23 protein-coding genes and 1 riboswitch are annotated in these 25,516 nt (G+C 65.3%); of the genes, 4 read left to right on the forward strand and 19 right to left on the reverse strand.

Translation table 11 applies throughout. The annotated features are described in order from the left end of the window. Positions 1–25 precede the first annotated feature (25 nt). The 4 genes from QEP15_RS24720 to QEP15_RS24735 form a co-directional block, all read right to left on the reverse strand. On the reverse strand, positions 26–787 hold the full coding sequence (locus tag QEP15_RS24720; protein ID WP_152382921.1) for an SDR family NAD(P)-dependent oxidoreductase: 762 nt from the start codon (positions 785–787) through the stop codon (positions 26–28). Continuing rightward, on the reverse strand, positions 784–1,962 hold the full coding sequence (locus tag QEP15_RS24725; protein WP_152382922.1) for an aldose 1-epimerase family protein: 1,179 nt from the start codon (positions 1,960–1,962) through the stop codon (positions 784–786). Before QEP15_RS24725 ends, QEP15_RS24720 begins: the two co-directional genes overlap by 4 nt. Positions 1,963–2,092: 130 nt before the next feature. Then, positions 2,093–3,007 (reverse strand): sugar phosphate isomerase/epimerase family protein, encoded by a 915-nt coding sequence (locus QEP15_RS24730; protein ID WP_152382923.1) that lies wholly within the window; start codon positions 3,005–3,007, stop codon positions 2,093–2,095. A gap of 31 nt (positions 3,008–3,038) precedes the next feature. After that, complete coding sequence (locus QEP15_RS24735) at positions 3,039–4,130, reverse strand: Gfo/Idh/MocA family protein (protein ID WP_152382924.1); 1,092 nt, start codon at positions 4,128–4,130, stop codon at positions 3,039–3,041. Positions 4,131–4,355: 225 nt separating this feature from the next. Between QEP15_RS24735 and QEP15_RS24740 the strand changes: the two genes are divergently transcribed. Continuing rightward, the gene (locus QEP15_RS24740; protein ID WP_280148212.1) at positions 4,356–5,438 is read left to right on the forward strand and encodes a LacI family DNA-binding transcriptional regulator; all 1,083 of its coding nucleotides are present in this window, start codon (positions 4,356–4,358) and stop codon (positions 5,436–5,438) included. 261 nt (positions 5,439–5,699) lie between these two features. Next, positions 5,700–6,698, forward strand: a complete 999-nt coding sequence (locus tag QEP15_RS24745) for a tripartite tricarboxylate transporter substrate-binding protein (protein ID WP_175156933.1) — start codon at positions 5,700–5,702, stop codon at positions 6,696–6,698. Between the two features lie 235 nt (positions 6,699–6,933). Here the strand turns inward: QEP15_RS24745 and QEP15_RS24750 are convergent, their stop codons facing one another. From QEP15_RS24750 to QEP15_RS24805, 12 genes are all read right to left on the reverse strand, one after another. Beyond that, positions 6,934–7,881: a DUF6708 domain-containing protein gene (locus tag QEP15_RS24750; RefSeq protein ID WP_175156932.1), complete on the reverse strand. Its 948-nt coding sequence runs from the start codon at positions 7,879–7,881 to the stop codon at positions 6,934–6,936. After that, entirely contained in the window at positions 7,878–10,718 is a 2,841-nt protein-coding gene (locus QEP15_RS24755; RefSeq protein ID WP_280148213.1) for a toxin VasX, read from the reverse strand. The genes QEP15_RS24750 and QEP15_RS24755 overlap by 4 nt, the downstream gene beginning before the upstream one ends. A gap of 14 nt (positions 10,719–10,732) precedes the next feature. After that, complete coding sequence (locus QEP15_RS24760) at positions 10,733–11,647, reverse strand: DUF4123 domain-containing protein (RefSeq protein WP_280148214.1); 915 nt, start codon at positions 11,645–11,647, stop codon at positions 10,733–10,735. Between the two features lie 260 nt (positions 11,648–11,907). After that, positions 11,908–12,750, reverse strand: coding sequence for a methylenetetrahydrofolate reductase [NAD(P)H] (gene metF, locus QEP15_RS24765; RefSeq protein ID WP_253854127.1), 843 nt, complete (start codon positions 12,748–12,750; stop codon positions 11,908–11,910). A gap of 123 nt (positions 12,751–12,873) precedes the next feature. Next, entirely contained in the window at positions 12,874–13,209 is a 336-nt protein-coding gene (locus tag QEP15_RS24770) for a phage holin family protein (protein ID WP_056327402.1), read from the reverse strand. A gap of 123 nt (positions 13,210–13,332) precedes the next feature. Then, entirely contained in the window at positions 13,333–14,751 is a 1,419-nt protein-coding gene (gene ahcY, locus QEP15_RS24775; protein WP_279989209.1) for an adenosylhomocysteinase, read from the reverse strand. Between the two features lie 100 nt (positions 14,752–14,851). Then, a riboswitch (S-adenosyl-L-homocysteine riboswitch) is annotated at positions 14,852–14,999 on the reverse strand. A 61-nt stretch (positions 15,000–15,060) separates the two neighbouring features. After that, positions 15,061–16,107 carry a glycosyltransferase family 4 protein gene (locus QEP15_RS24780; RefSeq protein ID WP_253854129.1) on the reverse strand — a complete coding sequence of 349 codons (1,047 nt, stop codon included), beginning with the start codon at positions 16,105–16,107 and terminating at the stop codon, positions 15,061–15,063. Positions 16,108–16,227: 120 nt separating this feature from the next. After that, complete coding sequence (locus QEP15_RS24785) at positions 16,228–16,464, reverse strand: DUF1289 domain-containing protein (protein WP_056327298.1); 237 nt, start codon at positions 16,462–16,464, stop codon at positions 16,228–16,230. A gap of 92 nt (positions 16,465–16,556) precedes the next feature. After that, the gene (locus tag QEP15_RS24790) at positions 16,557–17,444 is read right to left on the reverse strand and encodes an alpha/beta fold hydrolase (RefSeq protein WP_063953738.1); all 888 of its coding nucleotides are present in this window, start codon (positions 17,442–17,444) and stop codon (positions 16,557–16,559) included. Between the two features lie 37 nt (positions 17,445–17,481). Then, positions 17,482–18,132 (reverse strand): 3-isopropylmalate dehydratase small subunit, encoded by a 651-nt coding sequence (gene leuD / locus QEP15_RS24795; RefSeq protein ID WP_152382932.1) that lies wholly within the window; start codon positions 18,130–18,132, stop codon positions 17,482–17,484. Then, entirely contained in the window at positions 18,129–19,550 is a 1,422-nt protein-coding gene (leuC, locus tag QEP15_RS24800) for a 3-isopropylmalate dehydratase large subunit (RefSeq protein ID WP_152382933.1), read from the reverse strand. Before leuC ends, leuD begins: the two co-directional genes overlap by 4 nt. 76 nt (positions 19,551–19,626) lie before the next feature. Further along, positions 19,627–20,607 (reverse strand): tripartite tricarboxylate transporter substrate binding protein, encoded by a 981-nt coding sequence (locus QEP15_RS24805; protein ID WP_152382934.1) that lies wholly within the window; start codon positions 20,605–20,607, stop codon positions 19,627–19,629. Positions 20,608–20,734: 127 nt separating this feature from the next. Between QEP15_RS24805 and QEP15_RS24810 the strand changes: the two genes are divergently transcribed. Further along, positions 20,735–21,658, forward strand: coding sequence for a LysR family transcriptional regulator (locus tag QEP15_RS24810; RefSeq protein ID WP_152382935.1), 924 nt, complete (start codon positions 20,735–20,737; stop codon positions 21,656–21,658). Between the two features lie 4 nt (positions 21,659–21,662). Here the strand turns inward: QEP15_RS24810 and QEP15_RS24815 are convergent, their stop codons facing one another. The 3 genes from QEP15_RS24815 to QEP15_RS24825 are packed head-to-tail and all read right to left on the reverse strand — an operon-like array spanning position 21,663 to position 24,070. Next, a complete protein-coding gene (locus tag QEP15_RS24815; RefSeq protein WP_152382936.1) occupies positions 21,663–22,304 on the reverse strand; it encodes a flavin reductase family protein in 642 nt (213 codons plus the stop codon). Position 22,305: 1 nt separating this feature from the next. Further along, complete coding sequence (locus QEP15_RS24820) at positions 22,306–23,064, reverse strand: GntR family transcriptional regulator (protein WP_152382937.1); 759 nt, start codon at positions 23,062–23,064, stop codon at positions 22,306–22,308. 49 nt (positions 23,065–23,113) lie between these two features. After that, positions 23,114–24,070 (reverse strand): polysaccharide deacetylase family protein, encoded by a 957-nt coding sequence (locus QEP15_RS24825; RefSeq protein WP_175156927.1) that lies wholly within the window; start codon positions 24,068–24,070, stop codon positions 23,114–23,116. Positions 24,071–24,300: 230 nt separating this feature from the next. Here QEP15_RS24825 and QEP15_RS24830 point away from each other — a divergent pair, with 230 nt between their 5' ends. Next, positions 24,301–25,491 (forward strand): ABC transporter substrate-binding protein, encoded by a 1,191-nt coding sequence (locus QEP15_RS24830; protein WP_152382938.1) that lies wholly within the window; start codon positions 24,301–24,303, stop codon positions 25,489–25,491. The last annotated feature ends 25 nt before the right edge of the window (positions 25,492–25,516 follow it).

A 25,516-nucleotide genomic window follows, 5' to 3' on the forward strand; every position in this document is an offset into this window, starting at 1 on the left:
CCTCTGCGTGGCGCCGATGCGCCTTTCAATGCATGACCCAGCCGCCGTCCACCGCCAGCGTCTGTCCGGAAATGAAACCCGCCTCGTCCGAGGCCAGGAACACGATGGCCGCGGCGATGTCGCCGGCGTGCCCGCGGCGCTTGACCGACTGGCGTTCGAGCACCATGCGGTTGTAGCCCTCGGGATCGGGATGGATCTTCTCGGCGTCGGTCGGGAACGCGCCCGGCGAAATGGCGTTGACCGTGATGCCCCACTTGCCAAACTCGCGGGCGAAGGCGCGCGTGACGCCCACCATCGCGCCTTTGGACTGCACGTAGGGCAGCAGGTTTTCCCACCCGCCCGACAGCGTGATCGACGAGATGTTGATCACGCGGCCCCATTGCTGCTCGCGCATGCCCGGCAGCGCCGCGCGCACGATCTGCACGGCGGCCTCCACGTTCACGCGGTGCACGCGCGCCAGCTCGGCATCGCTGTATTCCTCGAACGGGCGCGAGGGATAGATGGCCGCGTTGTTGATGACCACATCGATCGTGCCCTCGGCGGTCAGCTGCTCAAGGTGCGCTTGCAGCGCGCTGGCGTCGGCAAGGTCGGCCTGCAGGATCTGAAGCTGCCCGGCAAGCTGCGCCGGCACGGTGCTGCGCAGGCGATCGATATGCCCGGCGTGGTTATCCAGCGCGATCACATGGGCGCCCGCTTGCAGCAGCGCGACCGTGGTGTCCACGCCAAAGCCGCCCGCCGCGCCTGTGTACAGCACACGGCGGCCTTGCAAGGAAAAGCGCGCGCTCATGGGCGCCCCGCGATGGGCGCAAAGCGCCCCGACAACGGCGGATAGTCGGTCTCGGGCTGCGCCGCAATCGCGCGGATGCGTGCTTCGCAGGCTGCGATGTCGGCGGCCGAGCCCAGCACGCTGAACGTCGTGTCGTAGCAGCGCGCCTCGCCATGCTCCAGCCAGATGAGCTCGTTGCGCTCGCGCGCCGCGCCCTGCCCCAACACATGGTTGGTGGACGGTTCGATGCCCATCGCGTACTGGCCCGATTGCAGGTTCTGCCACTGATACTGGCAGGGGAATTGATGTTTGTAGGTGCTGACCTGCATCCCGAGGCCCAGCGCATCGTTCACCAGGGCGACCGGCACGCTGCCGTCGGCCGCGGCGGCCATCTCGTGCTGCCACACCTGCTCATGAAAGCCCAGCTGCGGCGCCGGCATGCGGCGGTAGCCCACGCCCTGCTTGCGGTAGTCCTGCTCGTGCGCGGCCCACACCACCTCGCGGATCGGGGCCAGATAGCGCGAGCCGGCGTCCAGCACCGGATAGCCCAGGTTGATGTGATAGCAGAGCATATGGGGCGTGCGGTAAAAGCCGCGATTCACCACACGGTCCGACAGCTTGATGTCGTTGGTGCCCACCTCGATCTCGATGCGGCGGTGCAGCTCCAGATGCTCGCCAAACACGGTGCCCTGGCTCACGACCCCTTCGGCCCACAGCACGCAGTGATCGCCGTCCCAGCGTTCGCCGTAGCCGGTCAGCCGCGCGGGAATGGTGCCGACGCGGCCATGGATGGATTGCTTGGCCGTCTTGCGGGGGCCGTACACATAGTTGTCGGCCGGCGCGTCGTACATGAACAGGATGTGATCCAGCCCGCAGGTGACCATGAGTCCCGAAAACGAGCGCATCCAGCCCAGCCCGCCCTCGCCTTCGTAGTCATGCAGTCCGGGATGGCGAAAGCCCGAGGGCGATTGCCATCCCATGGCAAAACCGCGGTATTCGCAATCGGCGATGTCCATCGCACGATCCACCAGCACCGTGAAACGCAGGCCCGTGCCGCTGCGGAACTCCAGCATGCGGATACCGCGCTCCAGCCCGTCGTCCAGCGTCATCAGGCGTACGCCGGCAAACTGCGCAAGCTGTCCGGTGCGCGCCTCTACGTCGCGGCGCGTCATCCAGGTTCCGTAAATATCAGGCATGAGTTCTCCCTGGCGGATGCGCGGGCGCGCGTCTGCCGGTGTCGGTGTTCAGAATCGTGTTCGAGCGGCGCGCCGCGGGCCTTGTTCGAGGATGGCTTCGCGGTGCGCCTGGTTCGCGTGCGGCGCCGGCCTACAGACCGTTCGCGCGCAGCCGCTCGTCGAGGAACTGCTTGGCGCGCGGCACGTCGTCTTCGGTCAGGTGTTCGATGATGATGGGAATGTTGGGGTGCTTCTTTGCCAGGCGCTGCAAGTACAGGTCGTAATTGAGCGCGCCCAGGCCCGGCGCGGGCAGCTCGATCTCGCCGACCCCACGGAACGTATGGCTTTCGGCCGCGCCCTCGTCACCGATATCGCTGTGCTTTTCCGACTTGTCATCGCCCGAACGCTTCACGTCCTTGGCATGCGCGATGCAGATCTTGTCCGAGAGCGCGTCGAACACCTGATTGAGCGTGCTGTCCATCTGGTCGATGTTGTGCGCTTCGAAGTAGTTCGTCGGATCCATCAGGAGGCCCAGGCCAGGGTGATCCACCTCGGCGAACATGCGCAGCGTCTCCTCGACCGATCCCACCACGTTGTTCACGTAGGTCTCCAGCAGGAACACCGCGCCATGGTCATAGGCATGCTGCGACAGCTCGGCGATCACCGCGCGGCACTGGTCCCAGCCTTCCTCGGTCTTGTTCTTGGGGTGATGCACCCAGTCGCTGTCGGGGTCGAACGTGCCCGTTTCCGAGATCACGTAAGGCGAACCCAGCTGGCGCGCGTGCGTGAGGATCTCCTTGAGATAGCCGTTACGGCGCTGGCGCTCGGCGGGATCGGGATGAACGATGTTGGTATAGGCCGAGATGCAGGACACCGGCAGGTCATAGTTGCGGAAGGTGTCGCGGATCTGCGTGCATTTCTGCGCGGTCAGCTGCCCCGGGCCGAGCTCCATGTCCTTGAAATGCAGGTCCAGCTGCACGGTGTTGAAGCCGTGCGAGCGGATCACCTTGGCGGTGCGCTCCAGCTCATAGGGAAAGTAGCCCGAGAAGATTCCGGTCTGGATCATGATGGTTGTCTCCGTCTGTTTTTCTGTCTGGTTATTCAACAGCCGGCAGCCGTACCGTGCGGCCTTCGGCGATGGACGTATACGCGGCCTCGACCAGCGCCATCGTGCGTACGTTGTCGGTCACGCTCAACGCAGGCTCGGTGCCGCTGGCCAGCGCGTACTGCAACTGCTCCATCACGCCAATGAAGGCATGCGGAAACCACATCGTGTCCCACGTGGGCGTCACCCATCGCCCGTCGGTATGGCCTTGGGCCGCGCGCGAGGCGTAGCTCAGGGTCGACGGCTCGCCGGTGGGCCAGCCGATGGTGCCGCGCGCCACGCCCTCGGTGCCTTCCACGCGCCAGCGGATGTGCTGGTCGTCGGGGTATCCCTCGGCCCGCGGGCCGGACCACACGTCTTCGAGCGACAGCGCCAGCAGGCCGTTGCCAAATCGCAGCGTGGTGCAGACCAGCCCATCCCGATGCGCGAACTCGGTGCGCGGGTCGGGGCGGGTGATGCTGGTGATCTCGGTGGGCTCGCCAAACAGGTAACGCAGGGCATCGAGGTGATGAACGCTCATGTTCGAGAGCGTCAGCCGGTCATAGCCGCGCAGGAAATCCTGCCAGTGCGGGATCGCGTGCATGTCGATCTGCGCGAACACCGGCGTGCCCAGCACGCCCTGGTGAAGCAGCTGCTTGAGCGTGCGCATCGACTGGTCGTAGCGCATGTTCTGGTTCACCGACAGGATCTTGCCTGCGGCGCGCGCCTCGTCGCGCAAGGCGCGGGCTTCATCCAGCGAGAGGGCGAGGGGCTTTTGCGCCAGCACGCCGCGCACGTGCGGGGCGGCCAATGCGGCGCGAATCAGCGCGGGCTGCAGGTCGGGCGGATATGCGATGTCCACGATCTCGATCTGCGGATCGGCGATCAGGGCCAGGGGATCCTCGTGCACACGCGGGATGCCGTAGCGCTCGGCAACCGCGGCCGCTTTGCTGCGGGTACGCGACGCAATCGCCGCCACCGTGAAGCCGGCCTGCTGGTAGGCGGCCAGATGGCATTCGGCCATGATCATGCCGGCGCCGATGCAGCCGATGCGAAAGCGCCGTTCCCGGACGGGCGGGTCGGGCACCAAGGTAGGGTGCGACATGGTCTCCTCCTGCCGGCGTGGTGTGCCCTGTCGACTGCCTGGCACCCTGCCGTGCGGTGTTTGATGTATTGAGCCGCGATATTCACATCAAAACAATCAGGGGTAAAGGCGATAGGCGCTCATAGGACGGCGGCGTTACCTTTTTGATCTCGAATGATTGCAAATGATGGCTTATGATGGCCGCGCCGCCATCGTCCTGATGGTGTCTTGAGAGCCCGATCCCGCATGCGCCCCACCATTTCCCTCATTGCCCGCGAAGCCGGCATGTCCACCGCCACCGTGGACCGGGTACTGAACGACCGCGACGGCGTGCGCGGCAAGACCCGCGACCGCGTGCTGGCGATTGCCAATCGCCTGGGCTACTTCGTCCCGGGCGCCGAGGCCGCCAGTCAGGACGTGCGGGTCGATTTCGTTTTGCCCGCCGGCACCAACAGCTTCATGACCGCATTGGGCCGGCACCTGCTCGAAGAAGCCGCCACCCGCCCCGATGTGCAGGCCCGCCTGCATCTGATCGAGGGGTTCGATGCCAACAAGCTCGCAAAAAAGCTCTACGAACTGCGCGATCAGACGCAGGCCGTTGGCCTGGTCGGACTGGACCATCCCCAGGTGCGCGACGCCATCATGGCGCTGCGCGACAGCGGCGTGCACGTAAGCACCCTGGTGTCGGACATTCCGATCTCGGCGCGCCTGGGGTACGTGGGCATCGACAACCGCGCCGCGGGCCGTCTGGCCGCGCTGTTGCTGGGCCGGTTTCTGCCGCAGCACACCGAACGGAAGGTCGCGGTGTTCGTCGGGTCATTGGCCTATCGCGGCCACGAAGAGCGGGAGATGGGCTTTCGGTCGCTGCTGAGCGAAGAGTTTCCGCACCTGCGCATCGCCCACATTCTTGAGATCGGCGACGACCGCGACCGCGCCTTTGCCGTCACGCAGGATCTGCTGCGCAAGGACCCGCCTCACGCGATCTACAACATCGGCGCCGGCAATCAAGGTATCGCACGGGCGCTGAAGGAGGCCCGGCCGGTTGAGGCATGGGCGGGCGACGCGGGGCCTGACGCGGCCCGGCCTGACGCGGCCCGGCCGAGCAAGGCGTCCTCTGCGTCTCGCATCGTCTTCGTCGGTCACGACCTCACCGAGGCCACGCGCCGCCTGCTGCTCGATCGCACCATGGACGCGGTGATCGACCAGAACCCGCGCGTCGAGGCGCGCGAGATCGTCAAGCTGCTGGTGGCGGCCGTCAAGGGCGCGCCCGAACCCAGCTACCTGCCGCGGCTGCAGGTGATCTTCCGGGAAAACATCCCGGAGCCGTGATGGCCCGGCGCGGGCGCATTCGGGAACCCGTGCGCGCAGTTCGCACCGGCCCGGCCCCAAGTGAGACCCTGCCCATCCGAGGCGCTACACGCACGCTTCTTATCGCTTCTGCGGGCAAATCCACGTAAACCCTCCTTTCCGCGCGCCGAAGCCCGGCTTGCGAAACCGCGAATTCCCAACCTCGCCCTTGTCGCGCCACACTGCCGATGCCTGCCCGCCATGCGCAGCATCGCGGGCCAAAGACACTACAAGGAGCGAGACATGTCCCACCGATACGCGCGCGCGATCAAGCGCGCAGCCTGGCCCGTGCTGGCCCTGTCCTGCCTGGCTGTTGGCAACGCCGGCGCGCAGGGGGCCTACCCGAATCACCCGATTTCACTGGTCGTGCCGTTTGCCGCGGGCGGTCCCACCGACGTCGTGGCCCGCAGCCTGGGCGCCTCCATGGCCAAGACGCTGGGCCAGAGCGTCGTCATCGAAAACCGCACCGGCGCGGGCGGCACCCTGGCCTCGCAACACGTGGCACGCGCCGCGCCCGACGGCTACACCTTCCTGATCCACCACAATGGCATGGCCACGGCGCCCGCGCTGTACCGCAAGCTGTCGTTCAATCCGCTGACCGACTTCGCCTATGTCGGCCAGGTCGCCGACGTGCCCATGACCCTGCTGGGCCGCAAGGATCTGCCGGCCGACGGCATGGCCAACTTCATCAAGTACGCCAAGGAAAACGGCAACAAGATCAACCTGGCCAATGCCGGCCTGGGCGCCGTGTCGCAGCTGTGCGGCATGCTGCTACAGGAGTCGCTGGGCGTGCAGTTCACGACCGTGCCCTACGCGGGCACCGCGCCCGCCATGACCGCGCTGCTGGGCGGCCAGGTGGACGTGCTGTGCGACCAGACCACGCAGACCATCCCGCAGATCAAGGCCGAGCGCGTCAAGCTGTACGGCGTCACGACCCAGGAACGCATCAAGACGCTGCCCGACGCGCCCACCCTGCAAGAAGGCGGCCTGAAGGATTTCGAGGTCAAGGTGTGGCACGGTGTCTACGCCCCCAAGGGCACGCCGCCCGAGGCCATCAACAAGTTCAACGCCGCGCTGCGCGCCGCACTGAAGGACCCGGCTTTCACACAGAAGATGGCCGAGCTGGGCGCCGAAATCGTGCCCGAAGCCAAGCAGACGCCTGAGGGCCTGCAGACGTGGCTGAACTCTGAAGTCGACAAGTGGGGCGGCGTGATTCGCAAGGCGGGCGTGTACGCGGATTGAGGCATGTTGCGGCGCCCGCCTGGGCGCCGCAGCGGAACACAACAAGGCCATCTCGGCAGCGCCCGTATGAAGGGGTACGCCTCCGAATGAAGGGGTACGCCTCAGAAGCGGTGGCCTTGTCGGAAAACACTTGATGCAGCCAGGGACGTTGGCGTTCGGACGGCTTCGTTCTAGGCGGTAGACCCGCGCTGGTTCACGATGACGCAGGCTTAGGGCGTCATCGCTTGAGCCTGCTCTAGGGGGGAATGCGGTCGCCGCTGATGCCAATGGCCCCTGGCTGGATATCGTCGAATCCGCACAGCTGGTCAATTTCCTTGGGAAACCGAGCGTAAGGCACGTTGTACTGAATGAAGGCCTCCACGCTGTCGGGGAAAACAATGATCAAGAGCCAGCCGATCCACAGCGGAATGGTGATCGGCGCTTTCAAGACGCCGTAGGGCCGAACGAGCCTGCCGCGCAATCCGGCATACCAGTCTCGGTAAGGTTGAAGGGTCTCTTGTGTGCGGCTAAGTCGAGGGGGTAACGGCGCAGGCTGGGGCAAACCTTCGGGTCCACGAGCCATAAAGGCTTGGAGATAAGACCACAGCGACTTGGCTGATCGGTCTCCGTCCAACAGGCCGAGGTTGCCGCATGCCGCACAGATTTCAGTTGGCGGATCCATCGCATAGTCGACGCCGATCAGGTAAAGCGGGTGTCGGCTGGTATAGCCGCTTGCTGAGACGATAGGGATGTAGCCGGCCATCGCTTCGAGCTCGTCCCAGTCGAGAACGTGAAGGAGCTTCCGGCTTGGATAGACGAAATACAGTTTACGAGTGCCTCGATGGATGCGTACGAACGCGCCACGACTTCTGTGGGCGCCGCTGGCGAGATAAAAGATAAACGCCATGACGGTCAGAGCAGGCGACAGGGCAATCATCATCATGGTCCGTTCCAGGGACATATTTTCGAGGCCAACCGCAAGGACGCCGACGATAAATGTTGCGATGGCGATGTTTATGGACATGCCGATTGATGCTGCGGCACCGCGTTGTGCATAGTTGGCATAGGTATCGAGCTCAATGCAGTTCGCGTTGACCCTTCGTACGCCATCCGGTTCCGGACGTGCAGACAGGGCGTCCCTTTCAGATAGAGGTGTGCCTCCAAAGCGAAAGCTCTTTGGGAGGCGCTTTATTGTGCCGGTCATCTCGGCGCACCTATGGGTTCGAGTTTTGCCGGATCGATTGAGTTACGAAACCAACCACTCGAAGTGAATACCATTGGCGCAGGCGCATCAGGTTGTCGCAGCATGAGATCAGGGTGTTCATCGGGGTCGGGGAAGTAGAGATATTGCAGTTCTACTTTTGTGTCCTTATGCATTTGAATCGCCCAGCCGCACTCATTGCCAGTGCTGCCTAATGAGGTAACGAGGCATTCTCGGCGGTAGTCGATCGCGCTCGACCCGCGGGCGAGGATGATTGGTCCATGCACGGGAGAAAGCTTTATGCCGCTTAAGGAGAAGACCAGTTTTGTCTGGAATCTTTCTGCCGGCATGTCGCATATTCCAGGGATTTGGCAACTGATCCGGAGGTTGCCCACTGAATGATCTGGCGCATTATTCCAGGCGGGTGTCAAACGCGGTCGGTAGTACAAACTGTGGATAGCGTCGAGTTCTTCATGGTTGGAATAATGACGTTCGTGAACACCCCACGCACTGTGTTTAAGCCAGATTTCGACCGGACCGTGTTTGGCCAGGTCGGCACCGAATGCAAACCCCACAATGAAAATAACCGCGACGCCCGCGACGATTGTCCAGCCCAACGGAGTGAGCCCGAGGGCGGCAACGGCTGCCCCGCCATTGCTGATAGTCGCGGCTGCTGCCATGCCGCCTCCCCACGTGGCTGCGGTCAGCACGCCACCTGCTAACGCTGAACCCATCAGCATTCCCCCAAGGACAGGGTTACTGTCTTTAAAAGCGCTGATCGATCTGATGGAGTCAGATGCGGACACAAGTCCGGATCCCAATGCTCCAAAAACTGCCATCCCATATTTTGCTGAAAGGATTTTCATTCCCCTTTCGGCAAGTTTGCTCGCACGTCCTGTGGTCGTGCTGGAAACCATAGATGTGCCAAGTTCTATGCTGGCAGCGACGACCGTACTCATGGCTCCGAAAAGACCCACATAGTTGGCAACCGGAGCGCTGTTGTCTTTCTGTTTCTTCCAGGCACTAGCCAAGCCTTTTAAAGCTAAGAGCCCACCCAGACCGGAAAACAAATGTCCTAGGGGCCCTCGCACACGGTTCAACATATTGATGAACGGATTGCCCGTCATCTGAATTGAACGTGGTGCCGGGAGTGCAGATCGATCGCCTCGGATCGGATCAGTTGTTCGGGAAGTCGCGTCATCAGCCTGCACGCAGTCAAAGACTGACGCCCTTTTTGCGGAGTCTGCGGGATTGATCTTCGGGGGCGGCATCTTCCACTCACGAAATTTCTCTTCGCCTAAGGCTTGATACCCTTGAAATTCGTAAGCTGCACGCTGCAAATCCGCAATTCCGAAGTCATATCGCACAATGGCGATGCCGGCTCTGATCTCCATCACGTGCCGCAGACGAGGCACAAATGCCTCCGCCACTTTGGATTCCGGCACAGCCTGCAGCAGCCCAATGAGGGCGTTGGAGGCTGCCGTTAGCTTGTGCTCTTCCAGAAACCTGTCCAAGACGCTGAAAAGATTCTTGGCAAGCTCCCCGGAACTGGCCTTCAGACGGGCAAGAAGCAGTTCACTGCCATTGGCCAGCGCGAGCCAAAAGGGACTTTTCTCAACCGGAAGATTGATCAGGTCGTTCAGCACCTGTATTCCATCTTTCGCGTGCACCAGACCGCCAATGCACTGCAGGACGGCGTCCTCATAGTCATGGGCGTTGTGGATCACGCCGCGATCAAAGCAACGCAGCGTCTTGCCGAGTAGCCGCGACGGATCGATAAGGCGAACCCACGCAACGGAATCCGCTACCGCTGCTGCGATAGTGCGGTCAAACGCTTCGATTTCCTTCGCGTAGACGTCGGGGAATGACATGGCGCCGCTGTAGTTCACCAAGTTTTGCTGCCGCGTGATCGTGTTGGCGACGTCTGGGTTTTTACCCGCCTCTTTCTTCATCGCCTCGAAGTAATTGCGGATGAGCGTTGCGCTCTGCAATTTGTGCGCGTTGCGTCCGGCGTATTCCGTCTTGCGGGTCACGGAATGGGTAATCCGATAATGAAGCTCGCTGGCGATCCCGATCGGATCCTGCAACGCAACCACCAGGGGCGTGAAGTCCTTGCGTGGCAGCAACGCGAGGTACATGTTGGCCAGAACGTTGTGGTGGTTGGGCGCCATTTCCGAGAACTGGATTTCGCTCCATCCAAAAGGCCGGGGAGCGCCATGTCCGGATGGCGAGACAAGTTCCGGTGCGGCCTCGCCCAGCAGCGTCGCGTCGAAGATGTGTTCTTGATACGCATTGCCCGCAGGCCTGCATTGCGTGCTCAATACATCGCGAAGGCCGCCATCATTGGTCTCGATGGCCCACAACGTGCGGTGGGACAGCAGCGTGTCGCTGACCAGGATGTGAACGGTTTCGGCAGTCTTTGCGTCCGGCGCGAAGAGATACGTCTGAGCACCCACCGTATCGGGCCGGCTGAGCCGGCCCGGCGTGGCATCGTCGTCGTCCGCATCACTCCACCAGATACGGGCGAAGCGGACGTCTTCGGTGACTTGGTAATGCTGCGTCCACATGCGCCCGTGCTCGAAGTAGAAGAGGTAGACGTAAGTGCCCGGACGCAAGGTGCGCAATCCGTACGCTTTGCCTGCCGTGAGTGCGGGATAGCCCTCGGTGTTCAGGCGGGGAAACACCTCCCTGTCCCACGCGTAATCGGCAATGCCATAGCGCAGCGGATACAGGGGCACACCGCGTTCGCAGGGCGGTGGGGAGATGGCTTTGCCCAGGCGCTTTTCATTCGGGCGAATGGAGCCCAGTGCCTTTTTGTAGTTCACCGCTTTGTCGTCCACCTGATGAGGCTCCTTTACCGCGCCACAAGGGTCGAGAGCCGCGCTTCGGCGTCGACCAACCGCTGTTTTCCCGGAATGTGCCGGCTGGTCAGCATTTCGCGAAGCACGTTGTCTGTGGAGAAAGCCGCTTGCGGGTAGCGAAAGCGCAGATCGACGTAGCGGCGAACGTCGCGTTCCAGGGTGAATGCAAGTTGATCCGCCGCCTCGCGAACGAACAGGTCCGCGTGCCGCCACAAGGCCGGATCATTCTTGGGGTCGTTATACGCAGAGGTTTGTTGGCGGACACTACGCACGCAGTCGCGCATGAACCACGCGAGGCTGGCCTGGTCGAGTGAGATCTCGTCGGCTTTCGTCAAGGCGAGGGGCTCGTCCAGCGCAGGCATGGCTTGCCCCGATACCGGAGAGTCCGCAACCAGCCATTCGCCCTGATGCGGGTTGCCCGCATACCAGATGAAGCGTTGGAGGGGGCCGAACAGCCTGGCCAGGGCGTGCGCGTTCAAGCCTTCACAGAACTCTTCAAGCGCCCGCGCGCCGTTAAGGCTGAAGCTGATCGGAAGTCCGTCTGAACCCGTCAGTTGATGCAACTGTTGCAGATGGGCGACCAGGGTGTCGTGATCGTCAGAGGCGAGCAGGATGATCCCGGTTTGCTGACGGAACCAATGGTCAAGGGCGTGAGTGAACAAGGCCTCGTCCAGGGGCACGAGCAGGGGACCATGGCGATAGCCTGGGTTGCGGTACTCCCGAGGCGTGTCGCGCCAGACCCACCGGTGCTCGAATGCCCTTGTGATTCGCAGAACGTCGCTTTCGAGTGTGTCGCTGCGGGCGCCGTCCAGAAAAATCCAGGGGCGGATACCGTGTTCCAGCGAGGTCCAATCCGGACATGGCAATGTACTTACCACCCGACGCGTCCATCTGGACGCATCGGCCATCAAATCAGTCGCCGCTCCCGCCATGTGAGTTTCACTCGTTGATTGAACAAAAAGTCGTTCAATCTAAGGCGGAGCCGCGCCCTTGCACATATGAATACTTCGAAACTGCTGAGGCGCGAGTCTGAGTTACCAGAAAGAAAAATCCCCACGCAGCGTAACGCTTCGTGGGGATCGATCTGACCAACTTATTAAGACTGGGGAAGACGCCGGCCTTTCACGACGGCAGCCAGCGGTATGTCCGCCGCCGCGCCGCCGACCGCTTACACTGTCAGTTCCTTCCAGATCGCCAGCGGCGCTTCGGAATGATTCAGCGTGTAGAAATGCAGGCCGGGTGCGCCGTTGTCCAGCAGCGTCTGGCACAGCTCGGTCACGACATCCACGCCGAAGGCGCGGATGGAGGCCTTGTCGTCGCCGAATTCGGCCAGGCGCAGGCGGATCCAGCGCGGGACTTCCGCGCCGCACATCTCGGAGAACCGCAGCAGCTGCGTATGGTTCGTGATGGGCATGATGCCCGGCACGATCGGCACGTTCACGCCCTTGGCGCGGGCCCGGTCGACGAAGTCGAAATAGGCGTCGGCATTGAAGAAGTACTGCGTGATGGCGGCATCGGCGCCCGCCTTCACCTTGGTCACGAAATGATCCAGGTCGGCCGAGGGATTGGCGGCCTGGGGATGCATTTCGGGATAGGCGGCCACTTCGATGTGGAACCAGTCGCCGGTTTCCTGGCGGATGAACGACACCAGCTCGTTGGCGTAGCGCAGCTCGCCCGCGTCGCCGCCCATGCCCGACGGCAGGTCGCCGCGCAGGGCCACCACACGCCGCACGCCTTCGCGCTTGTAGGCCTGCAGGATGTCCCGCAGGTCCTGGCGCGAGGCGCCCACGCACGACAGGTGCGGCGCGGCGTCACAACCCAGGTTGCGCAGCGTGCGTACGGCGTCGGCGGTGCCGGCGCGCGTGGAGCCGCCCGCGCCGAACGTCACGCTGACGTACTTGGGCTGGATGGCCAGCATCTGCTTGGCCGCGCGCACCAGCCGCTCCTGGCCGGCCAGGTCGCGGGGAGGAAAGAATTCCAGACTGAAAGCAGGAGAAATCGATTCGGACATATCAGTATTTTTATGGCTAAGCGCCGCATTCGGCCAGTGTGACAGCGCGGGGTGCCGCGGATCCGGCTCCGCCGGTCCGCAGGCACGCCCCTGGGGGAAGCGCGCAGCGCTCGGGGGGGCCCTCTACGGGATCAGCTTGGTCAGGAGACCGGAAATGATGCTGTACAGGATCGCGCCACCCACGGCCCACCAGAACCCGTTGACCTGGAAGCCCTTGAGCACGGAGCCCACGAACCAGAACAGCAAGGCATTGATGACGATGAGGAAAAGCCCGAGGGTAACGATCGTGATGGGCAGCGTCAGCAGCACCAGGACCGGCTTGACCAGCATGTTCACCAGGCCCAGCACCAGCGCGGCGATGAGCGCCGAACCGAAACTGGCCACCGTGATGCCGGGCAGCAGGTAGGCAACGGCCAGCAAGGCCACCGCGTTCAGGATCCAGACGAGTATCAGTGTCACCATGTTCGAACTCCTGTATTGACGCTCCGCGGACCCGTCGACGCCGGGCGAAGACGGGCGTGACCCGCAGATCGGAAAATCCGCGCCGACATGGCGCGGTATTTTCCTATTGTGCTACATCCATCAATAGCGGTAGTGATTGGGCTTGTAGGGGCCCTCGACCGGCACGCTGATGTAGTCGGCCTGATCCTGGCGCAGCGTCGTGAGCTTGACGCCCAGCTTCTTCAGGTGCAGGCGGGCGACCTTCTCGTCCAGGTGCTTGGGCAGCACGTAGACTTCGCCGGACTTGTAGGCGTCGTTGCGCGTGAACAGTTCGATCTGGGCGATCGTCTGGTTGGCGAACGAGGACGACATCACGAACGAGGGGTGGCCGGTGGCGCAGCCCAGGTTCACGAGACGGCCCTGCGCCAGCAGGATGATGCGCTTGCCGTCCGGGAAGATGACGTGGTCGACTTGGGGCTTGATTTCTTCCCACTGGCAGTCGGCCAGGGCAGCGACGTCGATTTCGTTGTCGAAGTGGCCGATGTTGCAGACGATGGCCTGGTCCTTCATGGCGTTCATGTGCTCGCGCGTGATCACATGGTAGTTGCCGGTGGCGGTGACAAAGATGTCGCCGTGAGCGGCGGCTTCTTCCATCGTCACGACCTTGAAGCCTTCCATGGCGGCCTGCAGGGCGCAGATCGGGTCGATTTCGGTGACCCACACTTGCGCGCGCAGCGCTACCAGCGCCTGGGCGCAGCCCTTGCCCACGTCGCCGTAGCCGGCCACAACCGCAATCTTGCCGGCGACCATGACGTCGGTGGCGCGCTTGATGCCGTCAACCAGCGATTCGCGGCAGCCGTACAGGTTGTCGAACTTGGACTTGGTGACCGAGTCGTTGACGTTGATGGCGGCAAACGCCAGCTCGCCCTTTTGCGACATCTGGTACAGGCGATGCACGCCGGTGGTGGTTTCTTCGGTCACGCCCTTGATCAGCGCCAGGCGGGTCGAGTACCACTTCGGATCGCGCTTGAGCGTTTCCTTGATGGCGGCGAACAGGATGCGCTCTTCGTCGCTGCCCGGGTTGGCCAGGACGGAGAGGTCCTTTTCGGCCTTGGTGCCCAGGTGCAGCATCAACGTGGCGTCGCCGCCGTCGTCCAGGATCATGTTGGCGTTCTGGCCGTTGGGCCATTCGAAGATCTTGTGCGTGTACTGCCAGTACTCTTCCAGCGTCTCGCCCTTGACGGCGAAGACCGGCGTGCCGGACGCGGCGATGGCGGCGGCGGCGTGGTCCTGCGTGGAGAAGATGTTGCACGAGGCCCAGCGCACTTCGGCGCCCAGCGCCACCAGCGTTTCGATCAGCACGCCGGTCTGGATGGTCATGTGCAGGCTGCCGGCGATGCGCGCGCCCTTGAGCGGCTGCGACGCGGCGAATTCCTCGCGGATGGCCATCAGGCCGGGCATTTCGGTTTCGGCGATGGCGAGCTCGCGGCGGCCCCAGCCGGCCAGCGACATGTCGGCGACGAGGTAGTCGGTAAAGGATTTATCAGTCACAGCGTTCATGGTGTGTAGGCTCCACGTAAATTACGAACGGCGCACGAGATGGCCGGACAACGCGAATACACCACGACAGTCGAGTGCTCGCCTTTCCCGCCATACGCGACAAAGGTGAGCGCCGTTGCTGTAGCGACGCGCAAGGCGCGGCGCTTGAACAAGGATTCCTGAGCCTGGCGAGCCGGGGTCCGCATGGGGTGGCCGCGCAAGGGGGCCATCTGGGGGACCGCAGGGTCGTCGCAACGCTCCTCAGGATTGCCGGGCATTGTACAAGGTTGGCGCCCCGAACGGCCAGCACATCCGGGCCGCGCGTCTGTATCAGGTTGTGGTGGCCCAGGCGTTGGCCGCCCCGCGCGAGTCCCCCTGCGTCAGCGGCACCAGTGCATCCAGCAGGTCCGCGGCGACCGAATCCCAGCTGCGGGTCAGCGCGTGTGCCCGCACGGCGTCGCGGTCCAGCGGCAGCGCGGCCAGGCAGGCGTGCTTCAGGTCGTCGTCCAGCCGGCCCGTGACGCCCTCCTGCACCACGGCAATGGGCGCCTCGCTGCGGAAGGCGGCAACCGGCGTGCCGCAGGCCATCGCCTCCAGCATGACGAGCCCGAAGGTATCGGTCAGGCTGGGAAACACGAAGACGTCGGCCGCCGCGTAATACCCCGGCAGCGCGCCGTCCTGCTGCATGCCCAGGAAGACGGCGTCCGGAAAGCGCTTTTTCAGGCGCGCCTCGTCGGGTCCCGCGCCCACCACCACCTTCGTGCCCGGCAGATCCAGGGACAAGAAGGCATCCAGGTTCTTTTCCTTGGCGACGCGGCCCACGCTCAGCCAGACGGGCCGGGGCAGATCCCGGAACGCCTGGCTGGACGCGGGCTGGAACTTGCGCGGGTCCACCCCGCGCGACCAGACCCGCAGATTCGCCAGACCGCGCCGCACGAGGATGTCGCGCACCGTGGGCGTGGGCACCAGCACGCACTGCGACGGCCGGTGAAACCAGCGCAGGTAGCGCCACGGCAGCGCGGCGGGGATGCCCATTCGCGCCTGCAGGTAGTCGGGAAACATGGTGTGAAAGGACGTGGTGAAGCGCCAGCCGCGCCGCAGCGCCATGCGTCGGGCCGCCAACCCCAGCGGGCCTTCCGTGGCGATGTGCAGCGCATCGGGAATGGTGTCGCCCAGCACGCGGCGCAATTGGCGGCCGGGCGTGAGGCATAGCCGCAGATCGGGTTCGGAAGGCGCGGGGAGGGTTCGGCTGCCCTCGGGGCTCACCACGATCAGCTCGTGGCCCCATTCGCTGAGGATCTGCCGCATGGTCGTCCAGGTGCGGACGACGCCGTTGACTTGCGGATGCCAGGCATCCGTGACGAGAACGATGCGCATGATGGAGCCGGAAGTGGGCAATGGCGCTATTGAGCCTACGCCATATGACAAGCCCAAGACGGGGACAGGGTCCCGGCCCTCAAGGCCACGAAAGCGGTGTGGCGCCCCCGGCGCGGCGCGTCAGTTGTTGCGCCGCGGATACCCTTGCGAGCGGATGCGGATCCAGACTTCGCGCTTTTCGGCTTCCGACATGAACACCCAGTTGGCGACTTCCATGGCGGTGCGGCCGCAGCCGCGGCAGATGTCGTCAAACAGCGTAGAGCAGACGGCCACGCAGGGCGAATCCGAGGCCTTGAAGGCGCGTTGCGCGTCCTCGGCGTCGGGCAATTCGGAAAGATCGGCGAAGTAACGATTCATGGGGCGAAGGTTAACACCAGGGGTGCGTCCCTTTTTGGATATCCCTATCGCCCGCCAAGGCTTGGTTGACACGCGGACCCGCCCCGCCTGCCTCAGCGCCAACCGAAGAAATCGCCTGCCTCGGCCAGCACCGCGTCCGGCGATTCCTCGGCGAGGTAATGCGCGCCCGGCAGCGGCCCGCCCGTCACGTCGTCGGCCACCGCGCGCCACAGCGCCAGCACATCGAAGTTGCGGCCGACGGCCCCGCGCTCGCCCCACATCGCGCGCACGGGCATGCGCAGGCGCTCGCCGGCCGCGCGGCCCGCTTCGTCTTGCGCAAGATCGATCGTGGCCGAGGCGCGGTAGTCCTCGCAGATGCCCGTGGCCCACCCGGGCTGACGCGCGGCGCGCTCGTATTCCGCCATGGCCTCGTTGGAAAAGTGCGCCAGCCCGCCCGGCCGGCCGCCCATCACGGACCGCAGGTAGAAGACCGGGTCGTGTTCGATCATCGTTTCGGGCACGGGGGCCGGCTGGATCAGCCAGAACCAATGGAAGTAGGCCTGCGCAAAGGCGCGCGTCGTGCCTTCGTACATATCCAGCGTGGGCGCGATGTCCAGCAGCATCATGCGGGCGACGGCCTCGGGATGATCCAGCGCCAGCCGGTGCGCGACCCGCGCGCCGCGGTCATGGGCCAGGATCTCGAAGCGGTCGTGACCCAGCCCGCGCATCAGCGCCACCATGTCCGCCGCCATGACCCGCTTGGAATGCTTGGCGTGATCGGCGCTGGCGGCGGGCTTGTCACTGTCGCCATAGCCGCGCAGGTCCGCGGCCACGCAGGTGCGATGACGCGTCAGCTCGGGCCAGACGCGGTGCCAGATGGCGTGGGTCTGCGGATGCCCGTGCAAGAGCAGCAGCGGCGGACCCGAACCGTCGATGCGGGCGGCGATCTCCACACCGTTGGCGGCAAAGCGCCGCACCGGCAGGTCGAAAAAGGCGGTCATCTGCGTCATCTCCTATCGTCGTGGCGCGGCTGCCGCGTCAGGCGGCGTCCAGCCGGTCGCGCACCTGGCGCGCCACGTCCTTCATCCACGGAAAGCGCGCCCAATGGCGGGCTTCGAAACGCGCGACCTCTGGCAACTGCTGCAGCGTCGCGCCCACCATGTCCTGCCCCTGCGCGAACATGCTGCGATGCCGCGCCGGCAGGTCAAAGCGGGCCTGCCAGCCATCGGCGGCGCGCACCTGGCCGGCGATCACGTCGATGCCAACGCGGTTGGATCCGGCCGCCGGGGTATTGGACACCTTCGAGAGCAGCGCGTCGACCTCGGCGGGCGGCAGCGTCACCAAGAGCAAGCCGTTGTTGAGCGCGTTGAAATAGAAGATCTCGCCAAAGCTGGACGCGATCACCGCCCGGATGCCGAACTGCTGCAAGCCCCAGACGGCGTGTTCACGGCTGGAGCCGCAGCCAAAGTTGGGGCCCGCCACCAGAATGCTGGCGCCCGCATAGGCCGGCTGATTCAGCACGCAGTCCGGCCGCGGCGCGCCCTGTTCGTCAAAGCGCAGGTCGTACAGCAGGCCCTTGTCCAGCCCGGCCTTGTCGATGATGCGCAGAAACTGCTTGGGCATGATCTGGTCGGTGTCCAGATTGGAATACGGCAGCGGCGCGGCCACGCCTTCGATCATTGCAGTCATTTGGCGTCTCCCCATGCGCGCACGTCGACGATACGGCCGGCCAGCGCGGCGGCGGCGGCCATGGCGGGACTCATCAGGTGCGTGCGCCCTGCCCGCCCCTGACGTCCCTCGAAATTCCGGTTGGTGGTGGATGCGCAGCGCTCACCCGGGCGCAGCACGTCGTCGTTCATCGCCAGGCACATCGAACAGCCGGGCTGGCGCCATTCGAAACCCGCCGCGATCAGGTCGGCCGCCAGCCCCTCGGCTTCGGCCTGCGCGCGCACGGCGCCGGACCCCGGCACCACCATCGCGCGCACCCCCGCGGCCACCTTCCTGCCGCGCGCCAGACCCGCCACGACGCGCAGGTCCTCGATTCGGCCATTGGTACAGGAGCCGATGAACACCCGATCAATCGGCACCCCGGCGATCGGCTCGCCGGCGGCAAGGCCGATATAGTCCATCGCCTTCTCCAGCGCCAGCCGGGCCAGCGTGTCCGGCTCGTCGCGCGGATCCGGCACCGCGCCGTCGACGGCAATCGCCTGGTCCGGGCTCGTGCCCCACGTCACGAAGGGCGCAATGCGGCTCGCGTCGAACACGTGTTCCACATCGAAGCGGGCGCCGTCGTCCGAGCGCAGCGTGGCCCACCAGGCGCGCGCCTCGTCCAGCAACGCGCCGCGCAGCTGCGGCGCGTGCGCCGTGACGTAGGCGTCGGTGACGGCGTCCGGCGCGATCAGCGCGGCGCGCGCGCCGGCCTCGACCGTCATGTTGCACAGGGTCATGCGCGCTTCGGCGGACAGCGCGGCCACGGCCTCGCCGCAGAACTCCACGGCATGGCCGCGCGCGCCCTGCGCGCCGATGCGGTGCACGATGTAGATGACCAGATCCTTGGCCGACACATGCGCCGGCAGCGTGCCGTCGATGCGGATCCGCATGTTGCGCGCCACGCGGTACACCAGCGTCTGCGTCGCCAGAATGTGCTCGACTTCGCTCGTCCCGATGCCGAAGCCCAGGGCGCCCAGCGCGCCATACGTGGTGGTGTGGCTGTCGCCGCACAGCACCACCATGCCGGGCAGGATCATGCCGAGTTCGGGCGCGATGACGTGCTCGATGCCCTGCAGCGGATCGGTGGTGTCAAAGAGCGCGATGCGCTGTTCGTCGCAATTGCGCTTCAGGTTCAGCGCCTGGCGCGACGAGGCGTCGTCGGCGATCACGCGCAGCGCGGACGGCACGGGATGCGTGGGGATGATGTGGTCCACCACCGCCATCTGCTGACCCGGCCGCAACACGCCCCGGCCGCGCGCGGCCAGGCCGCTGAAGGCTTGCGGGCTGGTGTACTCGTTCATGATGTGCAGGTCGACGTAGAGCAGCACGTGCTCGCCGTCGATCCGGGCCACCTCATGGCTGGCCACCAGTTTGTCGTATAGCGTCATGCCGGGCATGTCTGTGCTTCCTTGCTTGAAGAATGCGCCCGCGGCGCGCGCGGGCGGGTAATGCGCGTTAAACCTTGGAAGGCGATCAATTCGCCTCGATCCCGGCTTCCTTGACGATGCCGGACCAGCGCGTCATCTCCGCGGCCACCATCGCATCGGTCTTGTCCGGCGACGTGATCAGGGGTTCGAAGCCCTCTTTCTGCATGCGCTGCGTCAGCGCGGCCGATTTCAGCGCCTGGCCAAGCTTGGCGTTCAGCGTGTCGATGACCGGCTGCGGCGTCCCGGCCGGCGCGCTGATGACGAACCAGGTGTTGAATTCGTAGCCGGGCAGGCCGGACTCGGCGATGGTCGGCACGTCGGGCAGCAGCGGCGAGCGCGCCGTGCCCGTCACCCCGAGCGCGCGCAGCTTCTTGCCATCGACCTGCGGCTTGGCCGCGGACAGCACCGGAAAGCTCATCTGCACCTGTCCGCTGATCGTGTCCAGCATGGCGGGACCGCCGCCCTTGTACGGCACGTGCATGATCTGCGTCTTGGAAACGGACTTGAACAACTCGGCCGCCATGTGGAACGTGCTGCCGGTGCCGGCCGAACCAAAGCTCAGGTCGTTGGCGGGACGGGCGCGCACATAGGCCAGCAGTTCGCTCACCGACTGCACGGGCAACGCATTGGTGACCGTCAGCACATGCTGCGACGTGCCCACCGTGCCCACGGAACGCAGGTCCTTCGCGGTATCGAACGGCATGGTCTTGAAGAGCGCCGGATTGATGGCCAGCGACATGGTGTTGATGCCCAGCGTGTAGCCGTTGGGCTCGGCGCGCGCCACGGCCGTCATGCCGATGTTGCCGGACGCGCCGGCGCGGTTCTCCACGATCACGCTTTGCCCCAGTTCCTTGGCCCACGCATCGGAGATCAGGCGGGCCGCGATGTCCACGCTGCCGCCCGGCGCGAACGGCACGATCAGCGTCACCGCACGCTCGGGAAAGGCGTTGCTGGCGGCGGCGGAATGGGCCCAACAGGATGCGGCAAGGGCGGCGCACACTGCGCCGGCCAATCTGGCTGTCTTCATTTTTCGGGTCTCCTCGGTTGGCCGCGTGGATGCGGCTCTGTATCGGTGAACCCAGTGTATAGACCCAGTCGGTTCTTATAATTCGGAGAAAAAATAAAGCTTTGTTAAATCGGATTTATAAATAGCCATGGATGCGCTCTCCGATCTCGCCTTTTTCTCGCTCGTGGTCAAGCACGGCAACCTGTCCGCCACCGCCCGCGAACTGGGGCTGACCCCGCCCGCGGTCAGCACGCGCCTGGCCAAGCTGGAGCAGCGCCTGGGGGTGCGCCTCTTGAACCGCACCACCCGCCGGGTCAGCGTGACGCAGGAAGGCGAGCTGTATCTTGCCGAGGGATCCCGCATCCTGGCCGACCTGCAGGCGCTGGAGCGATCGGTGTCCAGTGCGCGCGCCCAGCCCCAGGGGCTGCTGCGGCTGAACGCCACGTTCGGCTTCGGACGGGCCCACATCGTGCCGGCCGTCTCGGACTTTTGCCGGCAGTACCCCGAAGTGGAAGTGCAGATGCGGCTGACCGACAGGCCGCTGAACCTGATCGAGGAAGGCTTTGACGTGGCGGTGCGGTTCGGCGACCTGCCCGATGCGCGGCTGACCGCGCGCCGGATCGCGTCCAACCGGCGTCTGCTGTGCGCATCGCCCCGCTACCTGGAGACGCATGGCGAGCCGCGCACGCCCGGCGACCTGCAGCGCCACCGCTGCATCGTCGTGCGCGAGAACGACGTGGCCTACGGCACCTGGCGGCTGGAATCGGGCACCCGCGCGGAAACCGTGAAGGTGCGCGGGCCGGTCAGTTCGAACGACGGCCAGAGCGCATTGGAATGGGCGCTGGACGGCCACGGCATCGTCATGCGCTCCGAATGGGAAACCGCGGCGCACCTGCGCGAAGGCCGGCTGCGCGAGGTCCTGACGGACTGGCGCACCCCGCCCGCCGACATCCACGCCCTGTATCCGGAACGGCTGAACCTGCCGGCCAAGACGCTGGCCTTCGTCGACTTCCTGTCGCGACGCTTTGCGCGACGCGTGCGCGCGCCGGGCTCGGACGCCGCGGTGTGGTGAGCGCTCAGATCTCGTCGATGGGCGTGCGGGCGGCAGCGCCCGCGGGCGCGCTGTCCGCGTCGATGGCGTAGCGGTCGCGCGTGCGCACATAGAAGCTGGCGCCAAACCGCCCCACCGGAAAGTAGTCCTGCAGCCGCACGCGCCACGTTTCCGTGTCGATCAGCCCGTCACGCGCATGCAGCCAGCGGACCTGGCCGATGAAGATCTGGCGGCTGGCTGTCTCCAGGGTTTCAAAGAGCGTGCATTCGAACGCAACGGGGGCCTGCACGATGCGCGGCGGCGCCACGCGGTGGCTGGGCGCGGCGTCCAGGCCCGCATGCGCCAGTTCGCTGACATAGGACGGCAGGCGGTCGCCGCAGCGGTGCATCTTTTCCGCCATGGCCTCGTCGGTCAGGTGGACCACGAATTCCTTGTCCCGCGCGATGTTGACCGCCGTGTCCTTCAGGCCGCCGTCTTCCAGGCGGTTGATGCTGACCATCACGATGGGCGGGTCCTCGCCCAGCATGTTGAACATGCTGAACGGCGCGGCGTTGACCACGCCTGTCTCGGACAGCGTGGTGATCAGCGCGATCGGCCGGGGCACGATCAGGCTGGCCATCAGCTTGTAGCGCTGGTATTCGGTGATAGCGTCGAAGTCGATTTCCATATCAGGCCAGTCCCAGCATCTGGGCAAGGGTTTGCGCGGGCTGCGGGCGCTCCAGGCTGATGCGCCGCTCCAGGTCCGCAAGGTGGTTGTCGTTGATCCGCACGGCTTCAGCCACGTCGCCGCGCTCCAGCATGTCCACGATCAGCACGTGTTCACCGTGTTCGCAGGCGGCATTGCCCGGCGGCTCGTACAGCGCCACGATGAGCGAACAGCGCGACACCAGCTCGGCCAGGTAGCCGTGCAGGATGGTGTTGCCGGACAGTTCGCCCAGGCGGACGTGAAAGGCGCTGGCCTGCCGCGCCCAGGCCGGTTGCCCGGCACGATGCAGCAGCGCGTGCTCGTCGCGCAGCTGCCGGCGCAGCGAGGCGTAGTCGGCGCGCGTGGCGCGGGCCGCGGCCAGCGGCAGCAGCGCGGCTTCCAGCGCGCGGCGCGCCTGGAAGATCTGGCGAGTGTCTTCAGGGGTGGGTTCAGCCACCACCGCGCCGCGGTTGTGATGCAGGTCCACCACATGCTCGTGCGCCAGCCGCTGCAACGCCTTGCGGGCCACCGACCGCGACACGCCGAACAGTTCGCAGATCGCGGCTTCGGGCAGCTTGGTGCCGGGCGTGAGCCGCTGGCTCATCACGCTTTCGTAGACCGCTTCGCAGATGCGGCGCTCCATGTCGGCGTCGGGCAGGACGTCATCGTCCGCGGCGGGCTTGGCGGACTTGGACCGCGCGGAGGCGGGACTGCGGGGTTTGGCGGCGCTTTTGGTGGACATGCGGGACTCGGTTCAACAAGGGAAACACATCAAGGTGGCGGGACAGCGCCTAGTCGATCACGCCCGGCGGCAGGCTGTCCACGTGCCGGCAGATCTCGCCCGGCGTGGTGAACCAGATCTCGCCCCGGTCGCGGGCGGCGGCCAGCGGCGCCAGCGCGCGCCGCAGGTGACGCAGCCGGTACGGCTGGCCGACGATGTACGGATGCAGCGCGATCCCCATGACCAGCGGCTGGCGGACCGCCTGCGCGCGCATTTCCTCGAACTGGTCAAGGATCATATCGGCAAAATCACGCGCGTCCATCTTGCGGCCCATGATCATCGGAATGTCGTTGAGCTCCTGCGGATAAGGAATCGCCCACAGGTCGCCCGCGCGGGTGCGCATGCGCATCGGCTGGTCGTCATGGCACCAGTTCAGCGTGTACCGGTAGCCCGCCTCGGCCAGCAGGTCGGGCGTCGCGTGGCTCTCGGAGATCCAGGGCGACAGCCAGCCGGCCGGCTCGCTGCCCGCATGCCGCAGGATGCGATCGCGGCAATGCGCAAGCAGCGCGCGTTCCTCGGCTTCGGGCAGCCCGCCCTGCCGGTGCGCGTTGCTGTACCCGTGGCCGATCAACTCATCGCCGCGCGCAAGAAAGGCATCCACCAGTTCCGGGCAGTGCTCGTACAGCGCGGTATTGATCAGCACGCCGGCTGGCAGGCGCAGTTCGTCGAACAGTTCCAGACAGCGCCAGGCCCCCACGCGGTTGCCGTATTCGCGCCAGGCGTAGTTCAGGACGTCCGGATGCGGAGACGGCGGGCCCAGCTCGGCGCCCAGCCCCTCTCCGAAGGCGAAGTGCTCGATGTTGAACCCCAGGTACACAGCCAGGCGCGCGCCGTTGGGCCACGAATAATCGGCGCGGCCGGCGATGCCGCGATACGGAAAGCGGCCGTGGCACGCCAGGGGTTGCGGCGTCCACGGCGACTGATCGTCGCGCCCCGGTTTAGTGCTTTGAAGCGAGGATGGATTCATTTTGGTGCAAATCCTGAAGCATGATTGTGAACAAAATTGCTGCGGTTTTGGCGACAAAATCCTGGCATCGGTGTGCACAAACCCCGTCTGCGCCACCCGCGCCCTGCGGCGGCGGGGCGCAGTCGGCATACGGCAGGCGGCGTGGAACAGGTGGCATGGATCTTGCATGAGGGAACGAAGCAGCACTTAACCCCATGCAAGATTCATTCCACTTTTTCAGGAGTGTCCCGATGACCTCGACCCGTCGTTCCTTCATGCGCCGCGCGACCGCCGCCGCCCTTTTCGCCGCGGGCCTGGCCACGCAGCCGGCGCTGGCCGCGGACCCGATCAAGATCGGCCTGATCACCGCGCTGTCCGGGGAGTCGGCGCGCGCGGGCGAAGCGCTCACGCGCGGCATGACGGTCGCCATCGACGAGATCAACGCGCGCGGCGGCCTTCTGGGCGGACGCCAGGTCGTGCTGGTGCGCCGCGACGACGAAGGCAATCCCGCCAAGGGCATGGCCGCCGCGCGCGAGCTGATCTACAAGGAAAAGGTTGCCGTGCTGTTTGGCGGCCTGGACACGCCGGTCTCCATGGCCATCGTGCCCATCGTGAACCAGGAAAAAGTGCCGTTCATGGGCCCGTGGGCCGCCGGCACGGCCATCACGCAGAACAAGGGCAACCCCAACTTCGTGTTCCGCGTGTCCGCGATGGACGAGATCGTCGACAGCGCGATGGTGCAGTACGCGCAAAAGACGTTCCAGAGCGCCAAGCCCGGCATGATCCTGGTGAACAACCCGTGGGGCGAGTCCAACGAAAAAGGCCTGAATGCCGCGCTGGCCGCGGCCAAGGTCACGCCCGCCGGCGTCGAGAAATTCCAGCCCAATGACCTGGACATCGTGCCGCAACTGAGCCGCCTGAAGGCCGCGGGCGCCGACACGCTGTTCCTCGTGGGCAACGTAGGCCCGTCGGCGCAGGTGGTGAAGTCGCTGGACCGCATGGGCTGGAAGGTGCCGGTCGTCTCGCACTGGGGCCCTGCCGGCGGCCGCTTCACGGAACTGGCCGGTCCCAATGCCAAGAACGTGCACTTCGTGCAGACCTACAGCTTCTTCGGCAAGCAGGGACCGGTGGGCGAGAAGGTGATGCAGGCGCTCAAGGCCAAGTACTCCGACATCAAGGGACCGCAGGACATCACGCCCGCCGTGGGCGTGGCCAACGCCTACGACGGCATGCAGCTGGCCGCGCTGGCTATCGCGCAGGCCGGTTCCACCGACGGCGACGCGGTGCGCCAGGGCTTCTACAAGATCGGCAAGTACGAAGGCCTGATCAAGACGTACGAGCAGCCCTTCACGCCGGCCACGCACGACGCGCTGCGCCAGGAGGACTACGTCTGGACGCACTTCATCGACAACCGCATCCTGCCCGTCAAGGGCACGCAGTAACGCGGCCGGACCACGCGGGAGACGC

Source organism: Achromobacter mucicolens (assembly GCF_029866465.1).
GTDB lineage: Bacteria > Pseudomonadota > Gammaproteobacteria > Burkholderiales > Burkholderiaceae_B > Achromobacter > Achromobacter mucicolens.

Coding starts and splice junctions, on each gene's coding strand:
- QEP15_RS24830 (WP_152382938.1), top strand. CDS start 24,301: ATGACCTCGACCCGTCGTTCCTTCATGCGCCGCGCGACCGCCGCCGCC.
- QEP15_RS24720 (WP_152382921.1), bottom strand. CDS start 787: ATGAGCGCGCGCTTTTCCTTGCAAGGCCGCCGTGTGCTGTACACAGGC.
- QEP15_RS24815 (WP_152382936.1), bottom strand. CDS start 22,304: ATGGAAATCGACTTCGACGCTATCACCGAATACCAGCGCTACAAGCTG.
- ahcY (WP_279989209.1), bottom strand. CDS start 14,751: ATGAACGCTGTGACTGATAAATCCTTTACCGACTACCTCGTCGCCGAC.
- QEP15_RS24805 (WP_152382934.1), bottom strand. CDS start 20,607: ATGAAGACAGCCAGATTGGCCGGCGCAGTGTGCGCCGCCCTTGCCGCA.
- QEP15_RS24750 (WP_175156932.1), bottom strand. CDS start 7,881: ATGACCGGCACAATAAAGCGCCTCCCAAAGAGCTTTCGCTTTGGAGGC.
- QEP15_RS24785 (WP_056327298.1), bottom strand. CDS start 16,464: ATGAATCGTTACTTCGCCGATCTTTCCGAATTGCCCGACGCCGAGGAC.
- QEP15_RS24810 (WP_152382935.1), top strand. CDS start 20,735: ATGGATGCGCTCTCCGATCTCGCCTTTTTCTCGCTCGTGGTCAAGCAC.
- QEP15_RS24730 (WP_152382923.1), bottom strand. CDS start 3,007: ATGATCCAGACCGGAATCTTCTCGGGCTACTTTCCCTATGAGCTGGAG.
- QEP15_RS24820 (WP_152382937.1), bottom strand. CDS start 23,064: ATGTCCACCAAAAGCGCCGCCAAACCCCGCAGTCCCGCCTCCGCGCGG.
- QEP15_RS24790 (WP_063953738.1), bottom strand. CDS start 17,444: ATGACCGCCTTTTTCGACCTGCCGGTGCGGCGCTTTGCCGCCAACGGT.
- metF (WP_253854127.1), bottom strand. CDS start 12,750: ATGTCCGAATCGATTTCTCCTGCTTTCAGTCTGGAATTCTTTCCTCCC.
- QEP15_RS24825 (WP_175156927.1), bottom strand. CDS start 24,070: ATGAATCCATCCTCGCTTCAAAGCACTAAACCGGGGCGCGACGATCAG.
- QEP15_RS24740 (WP_280148212.1), top strand. CDS start 4,356: ATGCGCCCCACCATTTCCCTCATTGCCCGCGAAGCCGGCATGTCCACC.
- leuD (WP_152382932.1), bottom strand. CDS start 18,132: ATGACTGCAATGATCGAAGGCGTGGCCGCGCCGCTGCCGTATTCCAAT.
- QEP15_RS24745 (WP_175156933.1), top strand. CDS start 5,700: ATGTCCCACCGATACGCGCGCGCGATCAAGCGCGCAGCCTGGCCCGTG.
- leuC (WP_152382933.1), bottom strand. CDS start 19,550: ATGCCCGGCATGACGCTATACGACAAACTGGTGGCCAGCCATGAGGTG.
- QEP15_RS24735 (WP_152382924.1), bottom strand. CDS start 4,130: ATGTCGCACCCTACCTTGGTGCCCGACCCGCCCGTCCGGGAACGGCGC.
- QEP15_RS24760 (WP_280148214.1), bottom strand. CDS start 11,647: ATGGCCGATGCGTCCAGATGGACGCGTCGGGTGGTAAGTACATTGCCA.
- QEP15_RS24780 (WP_253854129.1), bottom strand. CDS start 16,107: ATGCGCATCGTTCTCGTCACGGATGCCTGGCATCCGCAAGTCAACGGC.
- QEP15_RS24725 (WP_152382922.1), bottom strand. CDS start 1,962: ATGCCTGATATTTACGGAACCTGGATGACGCGCCGCGACGTAGAGGCG.